Annotated in this window: 24 protein-coding genes; 13 read left to right on the forward strand and 11 right to left on the reverse strand. The window is 59.5% G+C overall.

Annotated elements, in window-relative coordinates:
- The first annotated feature begins 355 nt into the window (after nucleotides 1-355).
- The 7 genes from HMPREF1219_RS00805 to HMPREF1219_RS00835 all read left to right on the forward strand — a co-directional run bounded on the left by HMPREF1219_RS00805 (nucleotide 356) and on the right by HMPREF1219_RS00835 (nucleotide 4187).
- Nucleotides 356-691, forward strand: a complete 336-nt coding sequence (locus HMPREF1219_RS00805) for a hypothetical protein (protein WP_016457096.1) — start codon at nucleotides 356-358, stop codon at nucleotides 689-691.
- Nucleotides 692-710: 19 nt separating this feature from the next.
- Nucleotides 711-1043 (forward strand): hypothetical protein, encoded by a 333-nt coding sequence (locus HMPREF1219_RS00810; RefSeq protein WP_016457097.1) that lies wholly within the window; start codon nucleotides 711-713, stop codon nucleotides 1041-1043.
- A gap of 200 nt (nucleotides 1044-1243) precedes the next feature.
- Nucleotides 1244-1603: a hypothetical protein gene (locus HMPREF1219_RS00815; protein WP_040426696.1), complete on the forward strand. Its 360-nt coding sequence runs from the start codon at nucleotides 1244-1246 to the stop codon at nucleotides 1601-1603.
- 4 nt (nucleotides 1604-1607) lie between these two features.
- Complete coding sequence (locus HMPREF1219_RS00820) at nucleotides 1608-3035, forward strand: peptidoglycan DD-metalloendopeptidase family protein (RefSeq protein ID WP_016457099.1); 1428 nt, start codon at nucleotides 1608-1610, stop codon at nucleotides 3033-3035.
- Nucleotides 3028-3423 carry a hypothetical protein gene (locus HMPREF1219_RS12120; RefSeq protein ID WP_016457100.1) on the forward strand — a complete coding sequence of 132 codons (396 nt, stop codon included), beginning with the start codon at nucleotides 3028-3030 and terminating at the stop codon, nucleotides 3421-3423. Before HMPREF1219_RS00820 ends, HMPREF1219_RS12120 begins: the two co-directional genes overlap by 8 nt.
- Nucleotides 3424-3433: 10 nt before the next feature.
- Complete coding sequence (locus HMPREF1219_RS00830; protein ID WP_016457101.1) at nucleotides 3434-3847, forward strand: hypothetical protein; 414 nt, start codon at nucleotides 3434-3436, stop codon at nucleotides 3845-3847.
- Nucleotides 3831-4187 (forward strand): hypothetical protein, encoded by a 357-nt coding sequence (locus HMPREF1219_RS00835; RefSeq protein ID WP_016457102.1) that lies wholly within the window; start codon nucleotides 3831-3833, stop codon nucleotides 4185-4187. Before HMPREF1219_RS00830 ends, HMPREF1219_RS00835 begins: the two co-directional genes overlap by 17 nt.
- Before the next feature lie 73 nt (nucleotides 4188-4260).
- On the opposite strand, the gene HMPREF1219_RS00840 is transcribed toward HMPREF1219_RS00835, so the two are convergent.
- From HMPREF1219_RS00840 to HMPREF1219_RS00875, 8 genes are all read right to left on the reverse strand, one after another.
- The gene (locus HMPREF1219_RS00840) at nucleotides 4261-5145 is read right to left on the reverse strand and encodes a tyrosine-type recombinase/integrase (protein ID WP_016457103.1); all 885 of its coding nucleotides are present in this window, start codon (nucleotides 5143-5145) and stop codon (nucleotides 4261-4263) included.
- Entirely contained in the window at nucleotides 5133-5858 is a 726-nt protein-coding gene (locus tag HMPREF1219_RS00845; protein WP_156823188.1) for a hypothetical protein, read from the reverse strand. The genes HMPREF1219_RS00840 and HMPREF1219_RS00845 overlap by 13 nt, the downstream gene beginning before the upstream one ends.
- A gap of 203 nt (nucleotides 5859-6061) precedes the next feature.
- Nucleotides 6062-6697, reverse strand: coding sequence for a hypothetical protein (locus tag HMPREF1219_RS00850; RefSeq protein ID WP_016457105.1), 636 nt, complete (start codon nucleotides 6695-6697; stop codon nucleotides 6062-6064).
- 104 nt (nucleotides 6698-6801) lie between these two features.
- Nucleotides 6802-7209, reverse strand: a complete 408-nt coding sequence (locus HMPREF1219_RS00855) for a hypothetical protein (protein ID WP_016457106.1) — start codon at nucleotides 7207-7209, stop codon at nucleotides 6802-6804.
- A complete protein-coding gene (locus HMPREF1219_RS00860) occupies nucleotides 7210-7491 on the reverse strand; it encodes a hypothetical protein (RefSeq protein WP_016457107.1) in 282 nt (93 codons plus the stop codon).
- An 85-nt stretch (nucleotides 7492-7576) separates the two neighbouring features.
- A complete protein-coding gene (locus HMPREF1219_RS00865; protein WP_156823189.1) occupies nucleotides 7577-7789 on the reverse strand; it encodes a hypothetical protein in 213 nt (70 codons plus the stop codon).
- A gap of 118 nt (nucleotides 7790-7907) precedes the next feature.
- Nucleotides 7908-8252, reverse strand: coding sequence for a GNAT family N-acetyltransferase (locus tag HMPREF1219_RS00870; protein ID WP_016457109.1), 345 nt, complete (start codon nucleotides 8250-8252; stop codon nucleotides 7908-7910).
- 112 nt (nucleotides 8253-8364) lie between these two features.
- A complete protein-coding gene (locus HMPREF1219_RS00875) occupies nucleotides 8365-8556 on the reverse strand; it encodes a hypothetical protein (RefSeq protein WP_016457110.1) in 192 nt (63 codons plus the stop codon).
- A 747-nt stretch (nucleotides 8557-9303) separates the two neighbouring features.
- Here HMPREF1219_RS00875 and HMPREF1219_RS00880 point away from each other — a divergent pair.
- The gene (locus HMPREF1219_RS00880; protein ID WP_016457111.1) at nucleotides 9304-10110 is read left to right on the forward strand and encodes a Bax inhibitor-1/YccA family protein; all 807 of its coding nucleotides are present in this window, start codon (nucleotides 9304-9306) and stop codon (nucleotides 10108-10110) included.
- 204 nt (nucleotides 10111-10314) lie between these two features.
- Here the strand turns inward: HMPREF1219_RS00880 and greA are convergent, their stop codons facing one another.
- Both greA and HMPREF1219_RS00890 read right to left on the reverse strand, forming a co-directional pair.
- Nucleotides 10315-10854 (reverse strand): transcription elongation factor GreA, encoded by a 540-nt coding sequence (greA, locus tag HMPREF1219_RS00885; RefSeq protein WP_016457112.1) that lies wholly within the window; start codon nucleotides 10852-10854, stop codon nucleotides 10315-10317.
- Nucleotides 10855-11001: 147 nt separating this feature from the next.
- Nucleotides 11002-11475 (reverse strand): DUF4307 domain-containing protein, encoded by a 474-nt coding sequence (locus tag HMPREF1219_RS00890; protein ID WP_040426699.1) that lies wholly within the window; start codon nucleotides 11473-11475, stop codon nucleotides 11002-11004.
- Nucleotides 11476-11923: 448 nt separating this feature from the next.
- On the opposite strand from HMPREF1219_RS00890, the gene mca reads away from it, so the two are divergent.
- From mca to HMPREF1219_RS00910, 4 genes are all read left to right on the forward strand, one after another.
- Complete coding sequence (mca, locus tag HMPREF1219_RS00895) at nucleotides 11924-12787, forward strand: mycothiol conjugate amidase Mca (protein WP_016457114.1); 864 nt, start codon at nucleotides 11924-11926, stop codon at nucleotides 12785-12787.
- A 260-nt stretch (nucleotides 12788-13047) separates the two neighbouring features.
- A complete protein-coding gene (locus tag HMPREF1219_RS00900; protein ID WP_016457115.1) occupies nucleotides 13048-13374 on the forward strand; it encodes a hypothetical protein in 327 nt (108 codons plus the stop codon).
- Between the two features lie 166 nt (nucleotides 13375-13540).
- Nucleotides 13541-14311: an isoprenyl transferase gene (locus tag HMPREF1219_RS00905; protein WP_040426701.1), complete on the forward strand. Its 771-nt coding sequence runs from the start codon at nucleotides 13541-13543 to the stop codon at nucleotides 14309-14311.
- A 177-nt stretch (nucleotides 14312-14488) separates the two neighbouring features.
- Complete coding sequence (locus HMPREF1219_RS00910) at nucleotides 14489-15046, forward strand: flavodoxin domain-containing protein (protein ID WP_016457117.1); 558 nt, start codon at nucleotides 14489-14491, stop codon at nucleotides 15044-15046.
- 13 nt (nucleotides 15047-15059) lie between these two features.
- Here HMPREF1219_RS00910 and coaA read toward each other — a convergent pair whose 3' ends face one another.
- Complete coding sequence (coaA, locus tag HMPREF1219_RS00915; RefSeq protein WP_016457118.1) at nucleotides 15060-15989, reverse strand: type I pantothenate kinase; 930 nt, start codon at nucleotides 15987-15989, stop codon at nucleotides 15060-15062.
- A 366-nt stretch (nucleotides 15990-16355) separates the two neighbouring features.
- Here coaA and glyA point away from each other — a divergent pair, with 366 nt between their 5' ends.
- Nucleotides 16356-17657 carry a serine hydroxymethyltransferase gene (glyA, locus tag HMPREF1219_RS00920; protein WP_016457119.1) on the forward strand — a complete coding sequence of 434 codons (1302 nt, stop codon included), beginning with the start codon at nucleotides 16356-16358 and terminating at the stop codon, nucleotides 17655-17657.
- The last annotated feature ends 151 nt before the right edge of the window (nucleotides 17658-17808 follow it).

Consider the following 17808-nt stretch of genomic DNA (forward strand, 5'->3'; position numbering starts at 1 on the left):
AGAATCCATCATCCCGGAGGAATACCGCCACCGGATACACACGAAATGGCAAGAGCATGTCCGGTGCTCGCTCTATCCCGGGGAAAATCTTGTCAAGATCACGTGGGATGGGCCGGAACAGGCGATCCTCACCTACCAGCGCGAAAACGGGGCAGTATCCCGCAGGGTGGGGGTTGTACCCGCCTCTAGCGGGGGGGGGGGTACGCTCCCGGAGCTTCATCGTCCCAGCCACATCCGCAGAGGACTATATCTACGTGTCATTCGACGATGTGGCACAGGTCGAATCCTCAGCAATCGGATCAGTCACGGTCATCGGGATGGACGCATCCTAACCACCCCGGTGGGGGTGGCATAAATGACCGGGTTTTTCGAGGAGACGTTCACCTACGACGGAGCAAAATTCGTCAGGAGCGGAGATTCGAACAATACGATCATCCCCGAGGGTACCTGGGTGCTTATTGTGTCCGCGATTTTCCCGGAGGACATCACCGTCACGATGAATACCTACGCCCCGGATTCGTGGCAGGAGCTGGGGAAACTGCGGGGCACACGGGCGAAAACCTTTACGCAGGTGATCACGGCACCGAAAAACGCGCGTATCGGCATCAACACAAATGTGCGGCTCGCCACATTCAAGGGCACCCCACTGGCACTCACCCTGATACCCCTCACCTACGAGGCCACCACCTAGCAGGCACGGGGGTGGCAGCATGAGCACCCCTTTGGATACGCGGGAGATCACAGCCATTTACAACGGGTCGGCTTTTATTTTCTCGGACACGGGCACGAATGTGGCCGCGCCGCCTGCGGGAATGTGGGTGCTCGTCGCATCTGCGGTCTATCCGGGCACGGTGTCACTCACCCTGAATCGCTCAGGCTCCTCGGAGTGGCCGGAATTCGGCAGGCTGCGCGGCAATACGGCGCAGTCCCTCACGCGGGTGGTGTCCATCGAGGAGAAAATGAAAATCGGTGTCAACAGCGACGTGTGCCCCGACCAAAAAGGCGCGATCCTCCGCATTGCACTCATACCGCTCACCACCTAGCCCTGGCGGGGGCAGCGCCTGGAAATCCGGATCATCCCATCCCCGCTCGACGAAACATAACCACACGAAACCAAGGGGCAGTACCTGTAAAGGGTGCTGCCCCTTACCGCTGCCCAGATTAGGGCAGGATACGAGAAAACAGGCAGGAAGGAAAAAAATTGCAGTCCAAGCTAGACATCGTGAAAACTAACATTCGAAAGATGAAGCTCAGTGAACAGGAGGCGAACGACCTCCGAACCTGGCTCGTCGTCGATTACATCGAGGAGATCAGGCAGGCTGAATCCGCCGACACCGCCATGGTGAAGGCATACCGCACCATGCGTGCCAATAAGATGCTACCCACCCCACCGACCACCAAGGCTCCGGAAGGGCTGACCGTGCCGGGTGAGCTGTACACGCCGGTTAATGACTTCGTGTACATCACCGGTGACCTCGTGCTCGTGGATGGGCGCATCCTCCAGGCACAGGCCATCATCATGCCTCCCGTCGATTTCACCGCAGATAAATGGCTCGATGTCACCGGCCTGTACCAGCACGCACCCGAGAATGAGGAGGCGTAGGCCTATGGCGGAGTATCACCCGATGGCAGCCGGCAGTTTCCAGCTGTCCTCCGGATACGGGCCCCGCTGGGGCACATTTCATGCGGGTGTGGATTTGGCAGCCCCACAGGGCACACCGATTTATGCCCCCGCCGATGGGGTGATTATCCAAGGCCGTGACCGGCCGCAGGGCAGTGTGTCTGGGTTTGGGTCATGGATCTGGCTCGATGCGCAAAAGTCGTGTGGGCATGATTTCATTTTCGGCCACGTCCATCACCCCGGGATCATGGTGACCGCAGGTGATGTGGTCAAAGCGGGGCAGCAGATCGGTGTGGTCGGCTCCGAGGGTCAGTCCACCGGCCCGCACTTGCATTTCGAGGTGTGGACAGCGCCGGGCCGTATCGGTGGCCGCCATCAGGACCCGATGGGCTGGCTAAACTCGCACCCGCACCCGGGGCCTACGGTCAATCCGGCCCCTACCCAAGCCGGGGCCGGCACGCTGATGGGGATTGATATTTCCGAGCACCAGAATGGGCTAAGCCTGGCACGCGCCCGGGCGGAGGGAATAGAGTTCGCTATCCTCCGCCTATGCGATGGCACGCACCGCGATACTGTGTTCCGCTCCCACTTGGAGGATGCGGAGCGCGCCGGAATGCTCGTCTCCACCTACTGGTACCTCAGGGCACCCTCAGAGGGCACCAGCATCGCCCAGCAGGTCGATGTCATCGACCAGCAAATGGCCGGTAGGCGCGATTTGGGCGTGTGGATCGATGTGGAATCCGTCAAGGGGGAGGACACACCGCTCCTAAGCAAGGCCGATGTGTGGGCAGCCAAGCAGGAGCTTGAGCGGCGTGGCTATCACGTGCCCGGCATCTATTCAGGTGCGTGGTACTGGGAGCGCATGCCGGGCGGGGAACCGCCAATGGCCGGACTGGGGCACCTGTGGGTATCGAATTATGGACGGAACCGCAATGGTAGCCCCCGCGACCTGTACCAGGGCAATGGTGGAGACAATCACGAGGGGTGGGAATACCCATTGGGTGACCGCACCCCCGACATTCTCCAATTCGGCTCCAATGGCAAGGTGGCCGGGTTTAAGGCGGTTGATGTCAACGCCTACCGTGGCACTCGTCAGCAGTTACAGGCCATTTTCACAGGCCACCCAGTAGAAACCCCCAATGATGAAAGGAAGAAGATGTTAGAAAGTTTGATTATGGATCAGCTTGCCGGACCCGGCAGGCACCCCGACGGCACCCCAGCATTCAACGGCTGGGACGAGCACTCCATCTGCGAAGCAGCCCGCACCCGTGAGGGGGGCGGAAAAACCATGATTGAGCTGGTGGCGTTGACGCGTGAGGATGTGGCCCGGCAGCAGCAGCAGCTCGACACCCTCACCCAAGCCGTCGACAAGCTCACCACCGCACTCATGACCAAGGGGGCCGAGAATGCCTAAAGCGAACTGGAAAGAATCCTGGTGGATACGCCGCATAATCTACGCGGTGCTCGCGCTTGGTCTCACCATCGCCGTCGGTGGCGGCTGGGTGACCGACACACAGGCCGACACGTGGCTCGCGCAAGCCGATAACATCATCTCCATCCTGGCTGCGGTCGGCCTGGGTATCGCCGCGACGAAAACCCATCACGGCTCCGATGACCCAACCACGGTGCGTGATGTGACCGAGGTGGCCAAAGCGAGCACGCCACTACCCGGCGCGCCCGGCGATTTGGGAATGGTCCTCAATGATGTTCGGGACATGCTCGCAGGCCTGGGCTCCAGTGCTCCGGAGGTGTCTAAGGTGGCTGAGCTCCCGGGCGACTACACGCTGCTGCTGAAGCGATAGGGGGTCAGGTATGGGCGTGAAATTGTCCGCCCGCATGAGGTTGGCGGCACGCGGGCTCATCATCGCCGTCGCCCTGTGGTGTGTGCTCACTGGCATCGCCTATGACCCTATTCTCGGCGATGTGCCAAGCACCCTCTCGATGGTGGTGAGCATTATCCCCCCGCGCCTGTGGGTGGTAGCGTGGATTATCGCCGGGGTGCTCATGCTCGCAGGGCTGAGGTGGTATTGGTGCCGCAGGTGGGGAACAGCTCTCGCAATGGGGCTGACCCTCCTACTCGCATTCATCTACGTCAGTGCTTGGGTGACCGGTGACATGGCACGGGGATGGGTGTCCGCAAAAAACTACCTGCTCATCGCGGCGGTGGTGATCACCGGGGCAGCTACCCTGGCCGAGGGGGTGCTCGCCCGTGGGGATTCTCGTTGAGTTTTTCGACCGGGCCGACGCGCTCATGGCTGCGATCATCGCAGCCGGCGGGACGTGGCTCGCGTCGCGTGAATCACGCCACACGAATCTCCGCGCCACGCTTGATACCACCGCTGCTGCCACCATTGAGCGGCTGCAGGACGACATCACCCGCCTAGGCCAGCGCGTCGCCGACCTGGAAGCAAAGGTCGGCTCGCATGATGACTACGCCGCCTACGCCATCGCCGAGATGCATAGGGTCGAGGATTGGCTGGAGGACCAGGATATGCACTGGCCGCCCCCGCCCCCCATGAGCTTTTACGCCTGGCTGAATGAGCAGGACAGGCACCGCTCGGATTAAGATGGTTTTCACACACAAAAATAGGCCCCAGGGTGCCAAATCAGGCAGACCCTGGGGCCCATTTTTTATGCCCTCACTTGCCCCGCAGTGCCCGGTCCACCGCGCTCCCAGCAGCCCCGCCTCGCTGCCTGCGGCCCCGGTCGTAGTAGGCGATCATCGTCACATCAGAGTGCCCTGTCATCGCCATGATGTCCTCATCATCGACCCCCAGGTCACGGGCGAGGGTGACAAAAGAACGGCGGAGGGAGTGCGGGGTAATGTGCTGCTCGCACCCCGCGCGGTCTGCGACTGCTTCTACAATCCGGCGGGCATCCTGTGTGGTCATGGCCCGGCCCTGCCAGCGTAGGAGCCTGCCCTCATGCCGAGCTGCAAGGAGTGGGGTAAGGGCCTCCACAACCCCCTCAGGGGCTGTCAGCGCGTCAATGTGATTGGGTTTGCGGTGCAGCACCAGTCGCAGTCCGTCCCCGGCGTGCTCAACATCGGTGACACGGAGGGCACAGGTTTCGCCGACACGTGTCCCCATGAGAATGAGAATCGTCAGCAGCCCCCAGGTGTCGCCGCCGTCGGCGTGTGCGATGGTGAGCATCCGGGTGAGCTCCTTACGGGTCGCAAAGGTGCCGGGCCGGTGGCGGCCCGTGTGGGGACGGCGCACCCCATAGCCCAGATCGGTCTGGGTGAGGCCGTGCAGGTGCGCGAAGCTGTAGAACTGGCAGATCACCGTCGCTGCCCCTTGAGCTGATGATGGGGGCAGGCGCTGCAGGTAGCCCTCAATATGGGCACGTGCCACCGCCCACGGGTCGAGGTGTGAATCCTCACAAAAATGCAGCCAGCGCCGCAGCTGCGGCCCATACGAGCGGGCCGTCGTCGGCTTGTATCCTGCCATGAAGTCCGCTGCCGCCACCACGGGGGCGACGACCCAGTGCTCCCGTCCGGGCGGCACCGGGCCTAGTGTCTCCATGCGTTGACTCGGTCCGTCTTGATTGGGGCCCCCTCCGGCCCTTTCAGATAAGGGGAGACGAAAACAGGTTTCGTGTATTTTCGGCCCGGGCCTACCCGCTGCTGCCGCCAGTGCCCGCGCACCATCCACCGCGTGTGGAACTCCCGTGACTGGCCGTAATTCTGCTCGCGTTCTGCATCATTATGTGCCAACCGGCGCAGGTCAATCACCTGAATGAGCTGCTCCTTTCCTGGCTTTCGCTTTTTGTTTCCTGTGTGCAGACTCGCCCGTCGTGAGCGCTTCTCCGCTACCCTCGGCTGCTGCATCAAAAGCCACGCCGCACCAATCGTGTGCACCACATGCGCAGCCCACGGCTCCCGCAGCTGTGTCACCTGCGGTGAGTACTCCACATCACCCCTGACGGTGTACATCGCGATCTCGTATACGTCCCGCCATAATGGTGCGGTGCGTGCCCTCTGCACGGGGTCCGAGACTGCGCCGTAGAAGGTGAAATTCAGCAGGTCGCCAGTGATGGACCAGTGTACCCCGTGCACCGCAGCGGAGCCGAGAATTGACTCGGCCCACCGCCCATCTGCCATGAATCCCTCGCCGGGGTCCGCTGGGGTGGTGCCGATCGGGTGGTCGAACCACATTAGCCCGGAGGTCTCGGGGGCGGCGATTGTCGGGGTCCACGGTGGCAGATCTGGTGCCGTATCCAAAGCAAGCTTCGTCATGTCCCGCGATACCCACCACAAAGACGCGTTCTTTAGGGTGGCAACGTGCCGCTCCGTAACCCCCGCCCCCGGAGGCGGTGGCGGTAGCAACTTCTCTTTTTTTACCAGCGTTTTCCGCAGCTCAGGCAGCTGCAAAAGCGTAATCAACATAATGCCCTCACGAAATGTTGAGGCCCCGGCTAGCGTGGCCGGGGCCTGGGGTTTTAGGCGAGCCACCTCGGGTCGAGCAGCACGGAGGTAATATCAACCACGCAGTCCTCGTCGTGCTCCGGGTCGCGGTATCCGAGCCTGACGGTCTGCTCCCCGTACTCATTTGTCTCCTCCCTGAGTGTCTCCACCCAGTCGGTGCCGGTCGCCTCGTAGATGTAGTTGGTGATGGCGTCGACGGCCTCGTCGAATGTGGTCGGGGTGGTGGAGAAGTCCATTGGTACGCAGTCACCGTCTGGGTCTGCGACGGCGGTGAAGCGGAATTTCACACTACCCTCGGCCCACTTGGTGACGGTGGCTTTGATACGCCCGAGGAGCCATTCCATGCCGTTGTCGGCGGGGTCACCATCGACCGAAGCGCCACGATCCGCGAGGAAATCGTCCTCGCTGTCAAAGGTCCAGTAGGTCCAGCCTGTAATCTCGCGGGTGTCCTCGTCGGGGTCGATGTCCTCCTCGAGGGTGAAGCACATGATTTGGCCGTCCCTGCGGGTGAGTTTGATGGAGTCATCTGCGGGGGACGCCTCGTCGTAGTCGTCGAGCCATTCGATTTCGTGGTGGAGGGCCTGGGCGAGGTCCCAGTTGGTGAGGGTGCCGTTTTCGGCCTGGGGGAGAAGATCAGTGGTGGTGCTCATCTTGTTTCCTTTCTGTGAGCTTTCTTTCTTGCTGATATTTATATTGTAGTTTTTCTCGAATTAAAGTGCAAACCGGGTTTACACTACAATACCCCCAAATAGGGTTAATTGTAGCGGTCGCGGATCTTATAAATCGACGTGCGCGACAACCCCGACGCGCGCGACACATCGGTCACGGCAGCACCCGCAGCCAACGCGTCACAAATCGCCGTATCCCGCACACTCGCCAGCATCTCTGCCTGCGACTGCGACTCCGCCACCCGCTCCGACACCTCGGCAATCCCATCGAGCAGCTCATCAACCCGGCGCGGATTATCATTCTCCAGCCAGCCCTCAACCGCAGCCGTTAGTGCCTCCGCCTGCGCGTCGGTCACATTATCCTCGTCAATAGTGGCGCTGTCGAGAGCCTCAATCTGCGGCACATAGACCGCGAAAGCATCAATGACCGCACCGCGGGTGAGGTCATGCTCCTCAGCTAGCCTGCCAGCCAGGGCAAAAAGCGTAGTAGACATTTACACCTCCTCAATGACGATGTTGCTCGTGTCGAAAACGCTGCGAGCCAAGTCGGTGACCGTCTCAATGGTGTAATTCGGCTTCTCTGGGGCTTCGTCATCTTCGAAAGCGTCCGGGTCAGCCCAGTAGAAGAATGACCAATGCCCATCTGCGTGCGTATTCGCGGAACGCGAATAATCCCCCTCAATGACCTTCGATGCGAGGTCCTCGAGGTCCGTTGCCGTGAGCGTATCGGCCTGGATGCCCATAATCCCTTGCTTGGTGGCGGTTAGTGTGAACATGATTTTTCCTTTCGTACTGTCTCGTTGCCTGCTCCATTGTGGTGCAGTGCGCGTGATTAGGGTATGCGCGCCCCACCGTTAGGGGTTAGCCCTCTGGAAGATCAGACCAGAACGTGTATCCGTTGATTTCCACGGTTTCGCCGTCGTCGATTGCGATTACAACGGTTTCGACCTGTTCCGCGTTTAGCCACGGTGCGAGTTTTTCAATGGCTGGTTCTACTTCGTAGTAGGCACCGCCTGCCTTGCTCGTAAGGTTCACACTTTCGGTTTCGCCGTCCGTGGTGGACATGTAAGCCATGAACATTGTGTTCCGTCCTTTCTGTGAGCTTTTCTTTCTTGCTGATGTCTCTAGTATATGTCATCCGACATGGCATGTCAACCGGGTTGACGCTAACGTGCCCCCAAGCGGGGGTGTGCTATGCTGTGAACGTGGATTGGAAATCTTCCCAGCCATAGGCATCCTCGTCCTCGATGGTATCGATAATGTCGCAAGCCTCGGCGAAAGCCTTACCGTCGTCGGTGCATGACCACTCTGGGGAGTGGAGAAGCTCGATGCCGTTTTCAGTAGCCCACTCGACAAGGGAGGTGGCATGCCCCTCGCCACGGTATTCCGGCTCGGTGTAGACCTGCATGATTTGGCAGGTGGTGAGGTCTGCGTACAGCTCGGCGATCATGGTGCCGTCCTCGTCGAATTTTTCAATGATGCGCATCTCGTCGGGCTCGTCGTAGTAGGTGCCGGTGCGGGTCTCGATGGTGCTCATTTTGGTTTCCTTTCTTCTGAGCTTTCTTTCTTGCTGATGCCTTTAGTATATGTCACCCTGTATTACATGTCAACCGGGTTAACATTTAACCACCCCTAAACAGGGGGTAGGGTTAGAAAGGTTCGTCACCCACCTGCGTCACCATGACATCAAGCGGCTCCACATCATGCACTGCCGCCGCAAGCGCCATGAGATCAACTGTTTCCGGATCCACAGCAGCGAGCAACGCCGCCACGATCTCTCGACGCGTGCCCACATAATCATGGCGACCGTCGAATACGTCCACGAAGAGAATCTCATCCATGACTTCATCATGCCTCGCGTCGGGGTGTTACATGAGAATCCCACGACAATTCCACGACATGCGACACCACAAATCGCCATAAATGGCCGTATTTAATCCTATGTGCCCATTAATCGAAAACGCGAACGCCAGCAAAAACCAAGTTCAACCACTGCACAAAAATTCGACACATGTGGGTTCGAGTCCCACCAGGGGGACAATACGGCCAGCTAGACCACGTTTTGAGTGGTGTGGCTGGTCGATTTTTTGCGTAAAGTGTCTAAAAAATGTCTAAAGATTACGGCTGCGCCAGACGGTAGCGTGCCGAAGAATGGCCCGTCCGTACACGAGAAAGGCCCGTCCGTACATGCTGGTGCCGCGTACACGCTAGCCTCAGATGCGACCGCGCCCTCCTACCTAGGCCGTCCTTAGAACGCTGTGCCGCTTTCGTGCCATGGTAGGGGAGACCCACTGTGAGCTCGCGCACAGCCAAAACATAAACTTTTAGCAACAACGTGTGGCGCATGGAACTATTTTGTGCCACAGGGCGTTGGTAATAGTGAGAGTCGCTGAAGTTCGAATGCGTCAATAGGGAATGGCTGGTGCCGTTTCGGAGCGCACCCGAGCTGCAGTGGCGAGGTGGTAGTGGTTACCGGTAGGTAGCCCTACAAGCATACTGACGCGTGCATGGGTGCGCGTTGGCGGTGGCTGCCACCGCGTAATAGATATTGTGATACAATACGACGTAATAAAGGAAGAGATTCTACTGTGCAAAGCAATAACCCGGTTCTCACTTCCCTAGAACGCGATGAAACCCGGAACGGGTACAGCCAGCCTAGCTATGGTCAACCCATGCAGCAGGGATACGGAATGGGAGGAAGCCGGCCGCTGACGGTGGATGACATCGTCACCAAGACGGGCATCACCCTCGGCATTATCGTCCTGTTCGCCGCCGCGAACTTCGCCCTCGTTCCCATTTTGGGTACGGGCGGGCCCACGATGATCCTCACCTTCGTTGGTGCGATCGGTGGCCTTGTAACCGTCCTCATTTCAACTCTTGGTAAGAAGTACGGGTCGGCAGCCGTCACTATCGCCTACGCGGTCTTCGAGGGCCTGTTCCTGGGTGGCTTCTCGGGGATCTTCACGGGCTTCCAAATCTCGGGCGCTAACGGCGGTGTCCTCATCGGCCAGGCAATTCTTGGTACCTTCGGTGTGTTTGCTGGCATGCTGTACGTGTACAAGTCCGGCGCGGTGAAGGTGACCCCGAAGATGCGCCGGGTTGTCACGGCGATGCTGTTCGGCGTCCTGGCCTTGGTGTTGGGGAACCTCATTGGCTCCATCTTCTTCGGTTTCAATCCGCTTCGCGACGGCGGAATGCTCGCCATCATCTTCTCGCTTGCGGTTATTGCCTTGGGTGCGTTCACGCTGCTCCTGGATTTCGATTCCGCAGACCACATGGTTCGAGCAGGTGTACCCGCCGAGTACGCGTGGGGCATTGCGCTGGGGCTTGCGGTGTCCATCGTGTGGCTGTACACGGAGATTCTGCGTTTCCTCAGCTACTTCAATAGAAACTAACCGCGACCGCGTGGCGCGCATTCGCTCAGGCGGGTGTGCGTAGTCCGGTCACAGAACTAGCCATCGTCAGGCTGTACTAGTCCTCGGCGGTGGCTTTTTACGTTCGCGCCGGAAAATCGGGGAGAGAGTGGGACCTGTCGGTTACCCTCAAGAGTTGAAAAATCCCGCCGGGGTGGCCGGCGGGATTAAACGAGCGTGGAGTGGTTACTTGCTCTCTTCGAGACGCTTGGCGCGCAGAGCAGCCGCCTTAGCGGAGTCGTAGGGCTCGGCGGAAACGAGGGTGACGGACACACTCGCACCGTTGGGCGCGGTGTACTCGCGGGTTTCTCCCTCAGTAGCGCCGAGAACCGCAGCGCCCAGAGGAGACAGCTCGGAGTAAGTCTCCAGGTCGGGGTTGTCGGAGGCGGTAGCGCGAGTACCGATGAGGAAGGTTTCCTTATCGTCCTCGTCGCCGTTGTAGTACACGTGAACGACGGATCCCACCTGGGCTTCACCCTCCTTGAGGGCGGTGCGCTCGGTGGTGGAGTTCTTCAGCATCTCCTCGATCTCGCGGATGCGGGACTCTTCCTGCGCCTGCTGGTCACGAGCGGCGTCGTAACCGGCGTTCTCCTTGAGGTCGCCCTCTTCACGACGCTCGTTAATCTCAGCGGCGATTACTGGGCGGTTATCAATGAGTGCTTTGAGTTCGCGCTCCAGAGCAGCCTTTGATTCCGGGGTGATGTATGTCTTTTGTGCCTCAGCCATTGAGATCCTTCCCGTGGTATTGGGACTATGGGCCCCAACACCGAAATTCAAAGAAAATGACAAGTTTTCTGCGTTTAAGTCTGGTCACGTGGCAGGTTATGCCACAATTCGAGTGAATTCTACCACTGGCGCGGGCCGGGTGGCGCATTAGTCGCGCGCGGTCGGATCAATCGGGACGGACGAAAGTTCTTCAGGCTCCTCGGTGAGGTAGGAAGGAATGTTCGTCGAGCACCCGTAAATCTCGCCGAGCACCGGGACACCACGGCTGGGGATGTCCACCGTGTGTCGGGTTTTCTTGTCTCCTCCCGCCGGTATCAAAACTTCTCTGCGCCCGAGTTCAGCGTGGTTGTAGTCCCACGAGAGGAGAATGCAGTACGAATCCAATTCAGGGTTGTCGCGGATGGAATCAAACGTGAGCCTCAACGTGTTGTCCTGCAGGCGCGTGTATTCCACTTTCTCCGCGGTGACTTTGTCCTTCTCCTGGTACTGGGAATACTGCCAGACAACGTAAGCGCCGGCGATGAGGAAGAGGATTGCTCCAATCACAATGATCTTTCCCGCGATGTTGTTGTCCTCACGCTGTCGGTTATAGCGTGCATCAAGCCGGCTCTGCGTAGTCATACTTTCACAGCTTAGTGGCCTTCTGTGTGGGGTGAGAATTGAGGCCATCCCGTGGTTCCAGTAGTTGCGTCCTGTGGTTCCATCCCCCGCTTCCTGTGGTTGCATCCTGTGGTTCCTGTGGTTGAGGTGCAGGATAGGTACGCCACGCGTACGACGGGAGGCATCGTGCCCGGTACCGGGCGACAAATCTCTGTGCGTGGCACGAATCGGGATGAGGCACGTGCATAGGTGGGCCGCAGTGTGTGAAGGTGGCTTAACCGCCCCGTTAGCGGGTTGTTCACGCTGCACTAACGCAGTGCGCCTGGGATGTCACCGCGATGCTTGCGGGGAGCGGTGGTACGGGCCGTGTGCAAGAAGCCTCAGTAGTATATGGTGCACCACTAAACTAACGTTGGTACCGTTGGTTCGCACCCCAAGCCGGACGGAAAAGGAAGATTACAGAGGATCTATGAAGCGTTATTCAATCGTCGCCGTTCATGCTCACCCCGATGACGAGGCAAGCAAGGGGGCCGCAACCATGGCAAAATACGCCACCGAGGGGCACCAGACGTGCATCGTCACGTGCACCGGTGGCGAGCGAGGCGACATCTTGAATCCGCACCTGGACACCGATAGCCTGCCGGACGATATGCACGAGATTCGGCGCAAAGAGATGGCTGGTTCCATTAAGGCACTGGGTGCCGACCACGTGTGGCTCGGCTACGTCGACTCGGGGTTGCCCGAAGGTGATCCGCTCCCACCACTGCCAGAAGGATGCTTTGCGCTGCAGGATGTGGGGGAAGCAGCCGACAGCCTCATTAGGGTCCTCCGGGAGAAAAAGGCCGACGTCATCGTTACTTACGATGAAAACGGTGGTTACCCACACCCGGACCACATCATGGTGCATAAGATCAGCATGATCGCGTGGGACCGTGCCGGGGACCCCAGCTACAAGCCGGAACTGGGGGAGGCCTACGAGCCGAAGAAGCTGTATTACACGCACGGGTTCATCCGCCAGAGGATTGAGAAATTCCACGAAGCATTCCTCGCCACTGGAAAAGAGAGCCCCGTGGCCGACTACGTGGAGCGGATGCGCAGCCGCAACTTCGATCTCATGCGCCGGGTGACCACCCAGGTGCCGTGCTCTGAATACTTTGAAAACCGTGACCAAGCCTTGTTGTCCCACGCCACACAGATCGATCCGGACGGCATGTTTTTTGCCGCGCCGCTTGAGATGCAGAAGCAACTCTGGCCAACAGAGGAGTTTGAGCTGGCAAAAACGCGGGTGTCCACGGATATTCCGGAGACCGATCTTCTCGCTGGGCTGAGCTAGACAAGGCCGAGACACGGCGCGAAGCATTCCGGCATGGACGAAGTGGGCAGAAACAGCCTGGCTGTGCAACGGGATGCTCACGCGGTGGGGGTCAACCGGCACAGACGCGAGGTGCGACTACTACGATGTAGCTAAGACCCTCGCAGCGGTTGTCCTGCCAGTAGCCCGCCAACGGGTGAGGTTGTCCGCAGCAGGTTCCCGGTGTTGACCCGGGTGCAACGGGCTAGGTTCGCAGGTTTGGAAGATGAAAGGAAGCGCACATGCTTACTAGTGGGGTTGTTCAAGGGGCATACGCGTCGGTAGTGACCGGTTTTAACCAAGCTGTGGCCGTGGTAGCCCAATCGGGTGGGCCGTCGCCGGAAAATGCAGACAGTAGCCAAGCCTCCCCAATCGGTCTGCTCGTCGTTGCCGTCATGATGCTGGCGATCCTGTTCTTGGGGTGGCGTCTGGCACGTCGCATCGCCCGCCTCAACCGCCGTCGCGCGTTTGCTGAGGAGCACGGTATCGATGTTTTTGATGAGGAGACCCTGAACAAAGCGATGCGTGAAGCCGGGATGGATATTCCCAAGCGTCGCCCGCTGATCTAGCACACGGCGGAGATTGCCAAACCACGGCAGAATTTTTCGGGGGAAAGTTTGTAGCTGATGGTCAATTGGTGGAAAGTCGATTGACTGCATGCGTTGCGTGTGCGGGCAGAAGTACCGGGGGCGCGCCCATGTGTGAAACTGCCCGTTGCGTGGCTAGACTTGAAGTGTGAATTTGCTCCCCACATTGCTGTATCCGCTGTACGAAAATCACCTACGGCGCGTCATCAAGGAACGCCCGCAACCGCGCCATGTCGCGGTCATGTGCGACGGTAATAGACGGTGGGCACGGGAGGCCGGTTTCGCTGACGTTTCCCACGGCCACCGGGTGGGGGCAAAGAAAATCGGTGAACTCGTGCGCTGGTGCGAGGACACGAAGGTAGAAATCGTCACCGTCTACCTGCTCAGCACGGAAAACCTGAAGCGCAGTGCGGAGGAGGTCGGCCTGCTCTTTGACATCATTGCCGATGTCGTCGACGAGCTTTCCACCTCAGACCTCAACTGCCGGCTGCGCCTCGTGGGGCACATGGATCTCCTCCCGGAGGACGTGTCCACCAGGATGGAACGGGGAGCCGAAAAGACCAAGGACCACACCGGTATTGAGGTCAACATCGCGGTGGGCTACGGCGGACGGCAAGAAATCGTCGATGCGGTCCAAGCACTCATTCACGAGGAAGTAGAAAAGAACACCCCGGCCGATAAAATCGCCGATGCATTCACCATCGAGTCCCTATCGCGGCACCTGTACACCCGCGACCAGCCCGATCCGGATCTCGTCATTAGAACCTCCGGGGAACAGCGGCTCTCTGGGTTCCTCCTGTGGCAAGCAGCGTATTCCGAAATCTGGTTCACAGACACCTACTGGCCGGCGTTCCGCAGGATCGACTTCCTACGTGCGCTGCGCGACTTTTCCTCCCGCAACCGGCGCTTTGGAAAATAACACCCGCAGGATCGTGCCAGTCGCCCTGTGAGAGCCCCGGCTGGAACGCCCGCTTTCTGTGGAGCGAAAGGCACACGCATTGGTGTGGCAGTGGGGGCCTGGTAAGGTGCGTTCGGGTTACAACCATTGCACGTACGGGGTGCGACCACAATCGATGAGAGGGTGACAGGGACCACGATGCCGGCAGAAAAAAGGGTTTTCTTCTCCTCGGTGTACGGATCATCACAGGCCTACGCCGAAGAAATCGCAAAGCAGCTGGGGCGAGAAGCGGTGGATATCACCGACGTGGAGCTGCCGAGCGAGGGCCTGGTAGAGGAAGCTCCACTGATATTCGTGGGACCGGTCTACGGGGTGAAGCTCCTCGGGGCAGAAAACGCCGCATGCGTCGCCCGGGAGCTGGATAAGGCGCTCATCTCACAGGGGTCTGCCAAGCACGTCGCGTTTGTCTCGGTGGGGCTGACTGACCCGGAGAAGGCGGCGAAAAAGGATAGCTCCGCCAAGTTCTTCGGCGATGAGAAGGATCGCGTTGAGCGGTTCTATGTGCCCGGGCGCATCCATTACCCCAAGCTCAAGCTTGCCCATCGGACGGCCATTAAAGCCATGCTGCTGTACTACTCGTCCAAGCCGGGAGCCACTGCGTTCGAGCGAGAACTCGTCGCATCGGGGGCCATCGGCTTTGACAAGGTCGATGTCTCCTTGGCGGCGCCCGTTATCAAGTGGGCCGAAACCAGGTAGCCTCAGCCCCAAATCAGTGTTTGCGCATGCGCACGCGTTGAACGCGATGGTCGGGCCCCTTGCATAGGACCAGGGAGGCCCTCACCCGTGTGGGGAGGATATTCTCCACCAGGTTGGGGAGGTTAATGGATTGCCAGATCTCGCGGGCTTCCGCGCGGGCACGCTCCTCTGATAAGCGGGAGTAGTGCGCGAAGTGGGCATCTGGTTCCGTGAACACGGTCGACCGGAGGGCGAGGAAGCGGTTGATGTACCAGCGCTCAATGTCCTGCGCCGCGGCATCCACAAAGAGTGAGAAATCAAACAGGTCGCTCACCATGAGGGTAGGTCCCGTTTGAAGCACGTTGAGCCCCTCCAGGATGAGGATGTCCGGCTTCTTCACGTGGGTGTACACGCCCGGCACCCGATCGTATTTGAGGTGCGAGTACACGGGTGCGAGCACATCCTCCTTGCCGGACTTCACATCGGTAACAAACCGCAGAAGCGCGCGTTGATCGTAGGATTCAGGAAACCCCTTGCGGTTCATGATCCCGCGCCGCTGCAGTTCCTCGCTGGGGTAGAGGAACCCATCGGTGGTGACAAGGTCCACCCGGGGAGTCGATGTCCACCGCTGCAGGAGGACGTGGAGGACACGTGCCGTTGTTGATTTCCCCACTGCCACGGAACCACCGATCCCGATGATGAAAGGGACCCGGAACGTGGGCGTTCCGAGGAAGTCAGCGGTCGCATCCGTGAGCTTTTGTCGCGCCTTCGCCTGTAGATAGAGGAGGCGGGAAAGGGGAAGGTACACATCGGAGACCTCCTCCAGGTCGATCATGTCGCCGATGCCCCGTAGTTTTTCTACCTCCTCGGCTGTGAGCACCTGGGGGGTATTTTGGCGCAGTTCGCGCCATTCTTCACGGCCGAAGTCGATGTAGGGGCTCGGGTCCGGGGGTCGTTTAGCCATGGTCCTATTTTGCCCGTTGTCATCCGGTAGTGGAGCACCTGGGGGAGTTAACGTGTCAATGTCACGGTAGACAGCGAGAGCCGGCGTGGAGGTCAACCCCCGGAAAGGGGTGGGGGAAATGATAGCGGTAATGAAAATGTGGCGCAATAATGCACGTCATATTCATCTGAACTGCGCGAGATGTGTGGAAAGTGTATAAGCTGCTGGTATTAACCAGTGTGAGATAAAACGTAGTATTTTTACCAACGCCGACACGTCACATTCCCTAAAATGAGTGACAACAGGCCATGTGGCCTCCGCAAGTGGTTTGCACGCCGGTAATCGGATAACCCACAATCGCTCTGAAGAAAGGTTTCGGACTAGGTTATGACTGCACCGAATTCCAACGACGTACGCTATCGAGAGCTCAAAGAACTCGATCCGAAGGTGTACGAGGCAATTATCAACGAGCTACATCGCCAGCGCGACATGCTTGAGATGATCGCCTCGGAGAACTTCGTTCCGCGTGCGGTGCTCCAAGCACAGGGATCAATTCTCACCAACAAGTACGCAGAAGGCTACCCCGGTCGCCGGTACTACGGTGGCTGTGAAAACGTCGACGTCATCGAGGATCTCGCTCGTAGCAGGGCTCGCGAACTGTTCGGCGCTGATTTTGCCAACGTACAGCCGCACTCCGGAGCGCAGGCAAACGCCGCCGTCCTCATGTCGCTAGCCAATCTGGGTGACAAGATCATGGGCCTCAAGCTGGACCATGGCGGGCACCTCACGCACGGCATGAAGCTCAACTTCTCCGGTAAGAACTACGAGGTTGTCGCCTACGGCGTGGATGAAAAGACGCACCGGCTCGATATGGATCAGGTGCGCGAGATGGCTCTCAAGGAGCGCCCCGCCGTGATCATCGCTGGCTGGTCTGCCTACCCGCGGCACCTGGATTTCAAGGCCTTTCGTGAGATCGCCGACGAGATCGGTGCGAAGCTGTGGGTGGACATGGCCCACTTCGCAGGTCTCGTCGCCGCAGGGCTTCACCCGAGCCCGGTACCGTACGCGGACGTTGTGTCCACCACGGTGCACAAGACGCTGGCGGGACCGCGCTCGGGCATGATCCTGGCCAAGCAGGATTGGGCAAAGAAGATCAACTCGTCGGTGTTCCCGGGCCAGCAGGGTGGGCCACTCATGCACGTCATCGCGGCCAAGGCCGTGGCCCTGGGGATTGCCGGCACGGAGGAGTTCAAGGAGCGCCAGCAGCGCACACTCGACGGTGCCCAGATCCTCGCTGAGAGGCTCAGCGGTGAGGATTGCAAGAAGGCCGGAATCGAGCTGCTCACCGGCGGGACCGATGTCCACCTGGTGATGGTTGATCTTCGTAATTCCGCGATGGACGGCCAGCAGGGTGAGGACCTTCTCCACGAGGTGGGAATCACCATCAACCGCAATACCGTACCGTTCGATCCGCGTCCGCCGGCGGTCTCTTCCGGCCTGCGCATCGGTACGCCCGCACTGGCCACGCGTGGTTTTGATGAGGCCGGTTTCCGTGAGGTTGCAGATATCATCGGCACCGCCCTTGCCGCCGGCGAGAGCGCGGATATTGAGTCGCTTCGCGCACGCACCAAGAAGCTGGCGGAGCAGTACCCGTTGTACGAAGGCTATGAGAACTGGACCATCTGCTAGAAGCGCCACGCGAGCGACTGCGCGCGCCAGGACGTAGCAGCACACCCCGGCACCATCGGATTGACGGTGCCGGGGTGTGAACGTTTCTGTAGGCGGTGCGGGCCCGCGTGCAGTCGCCACGTGCGTTGCGACTGCGGATGTGGGGCCTGTG

Source organism: Corynebacterium pyruviciproducens ATCC BAA-1742 (genome assembly GCF_000411375.1).
Lineage (GTDB): Bacteria > Actinomycetota > Actinomycetes > Mycobacteriales > Mycobacteriaceae > Corynebacterium > Corynebacterium pyruviciproducens.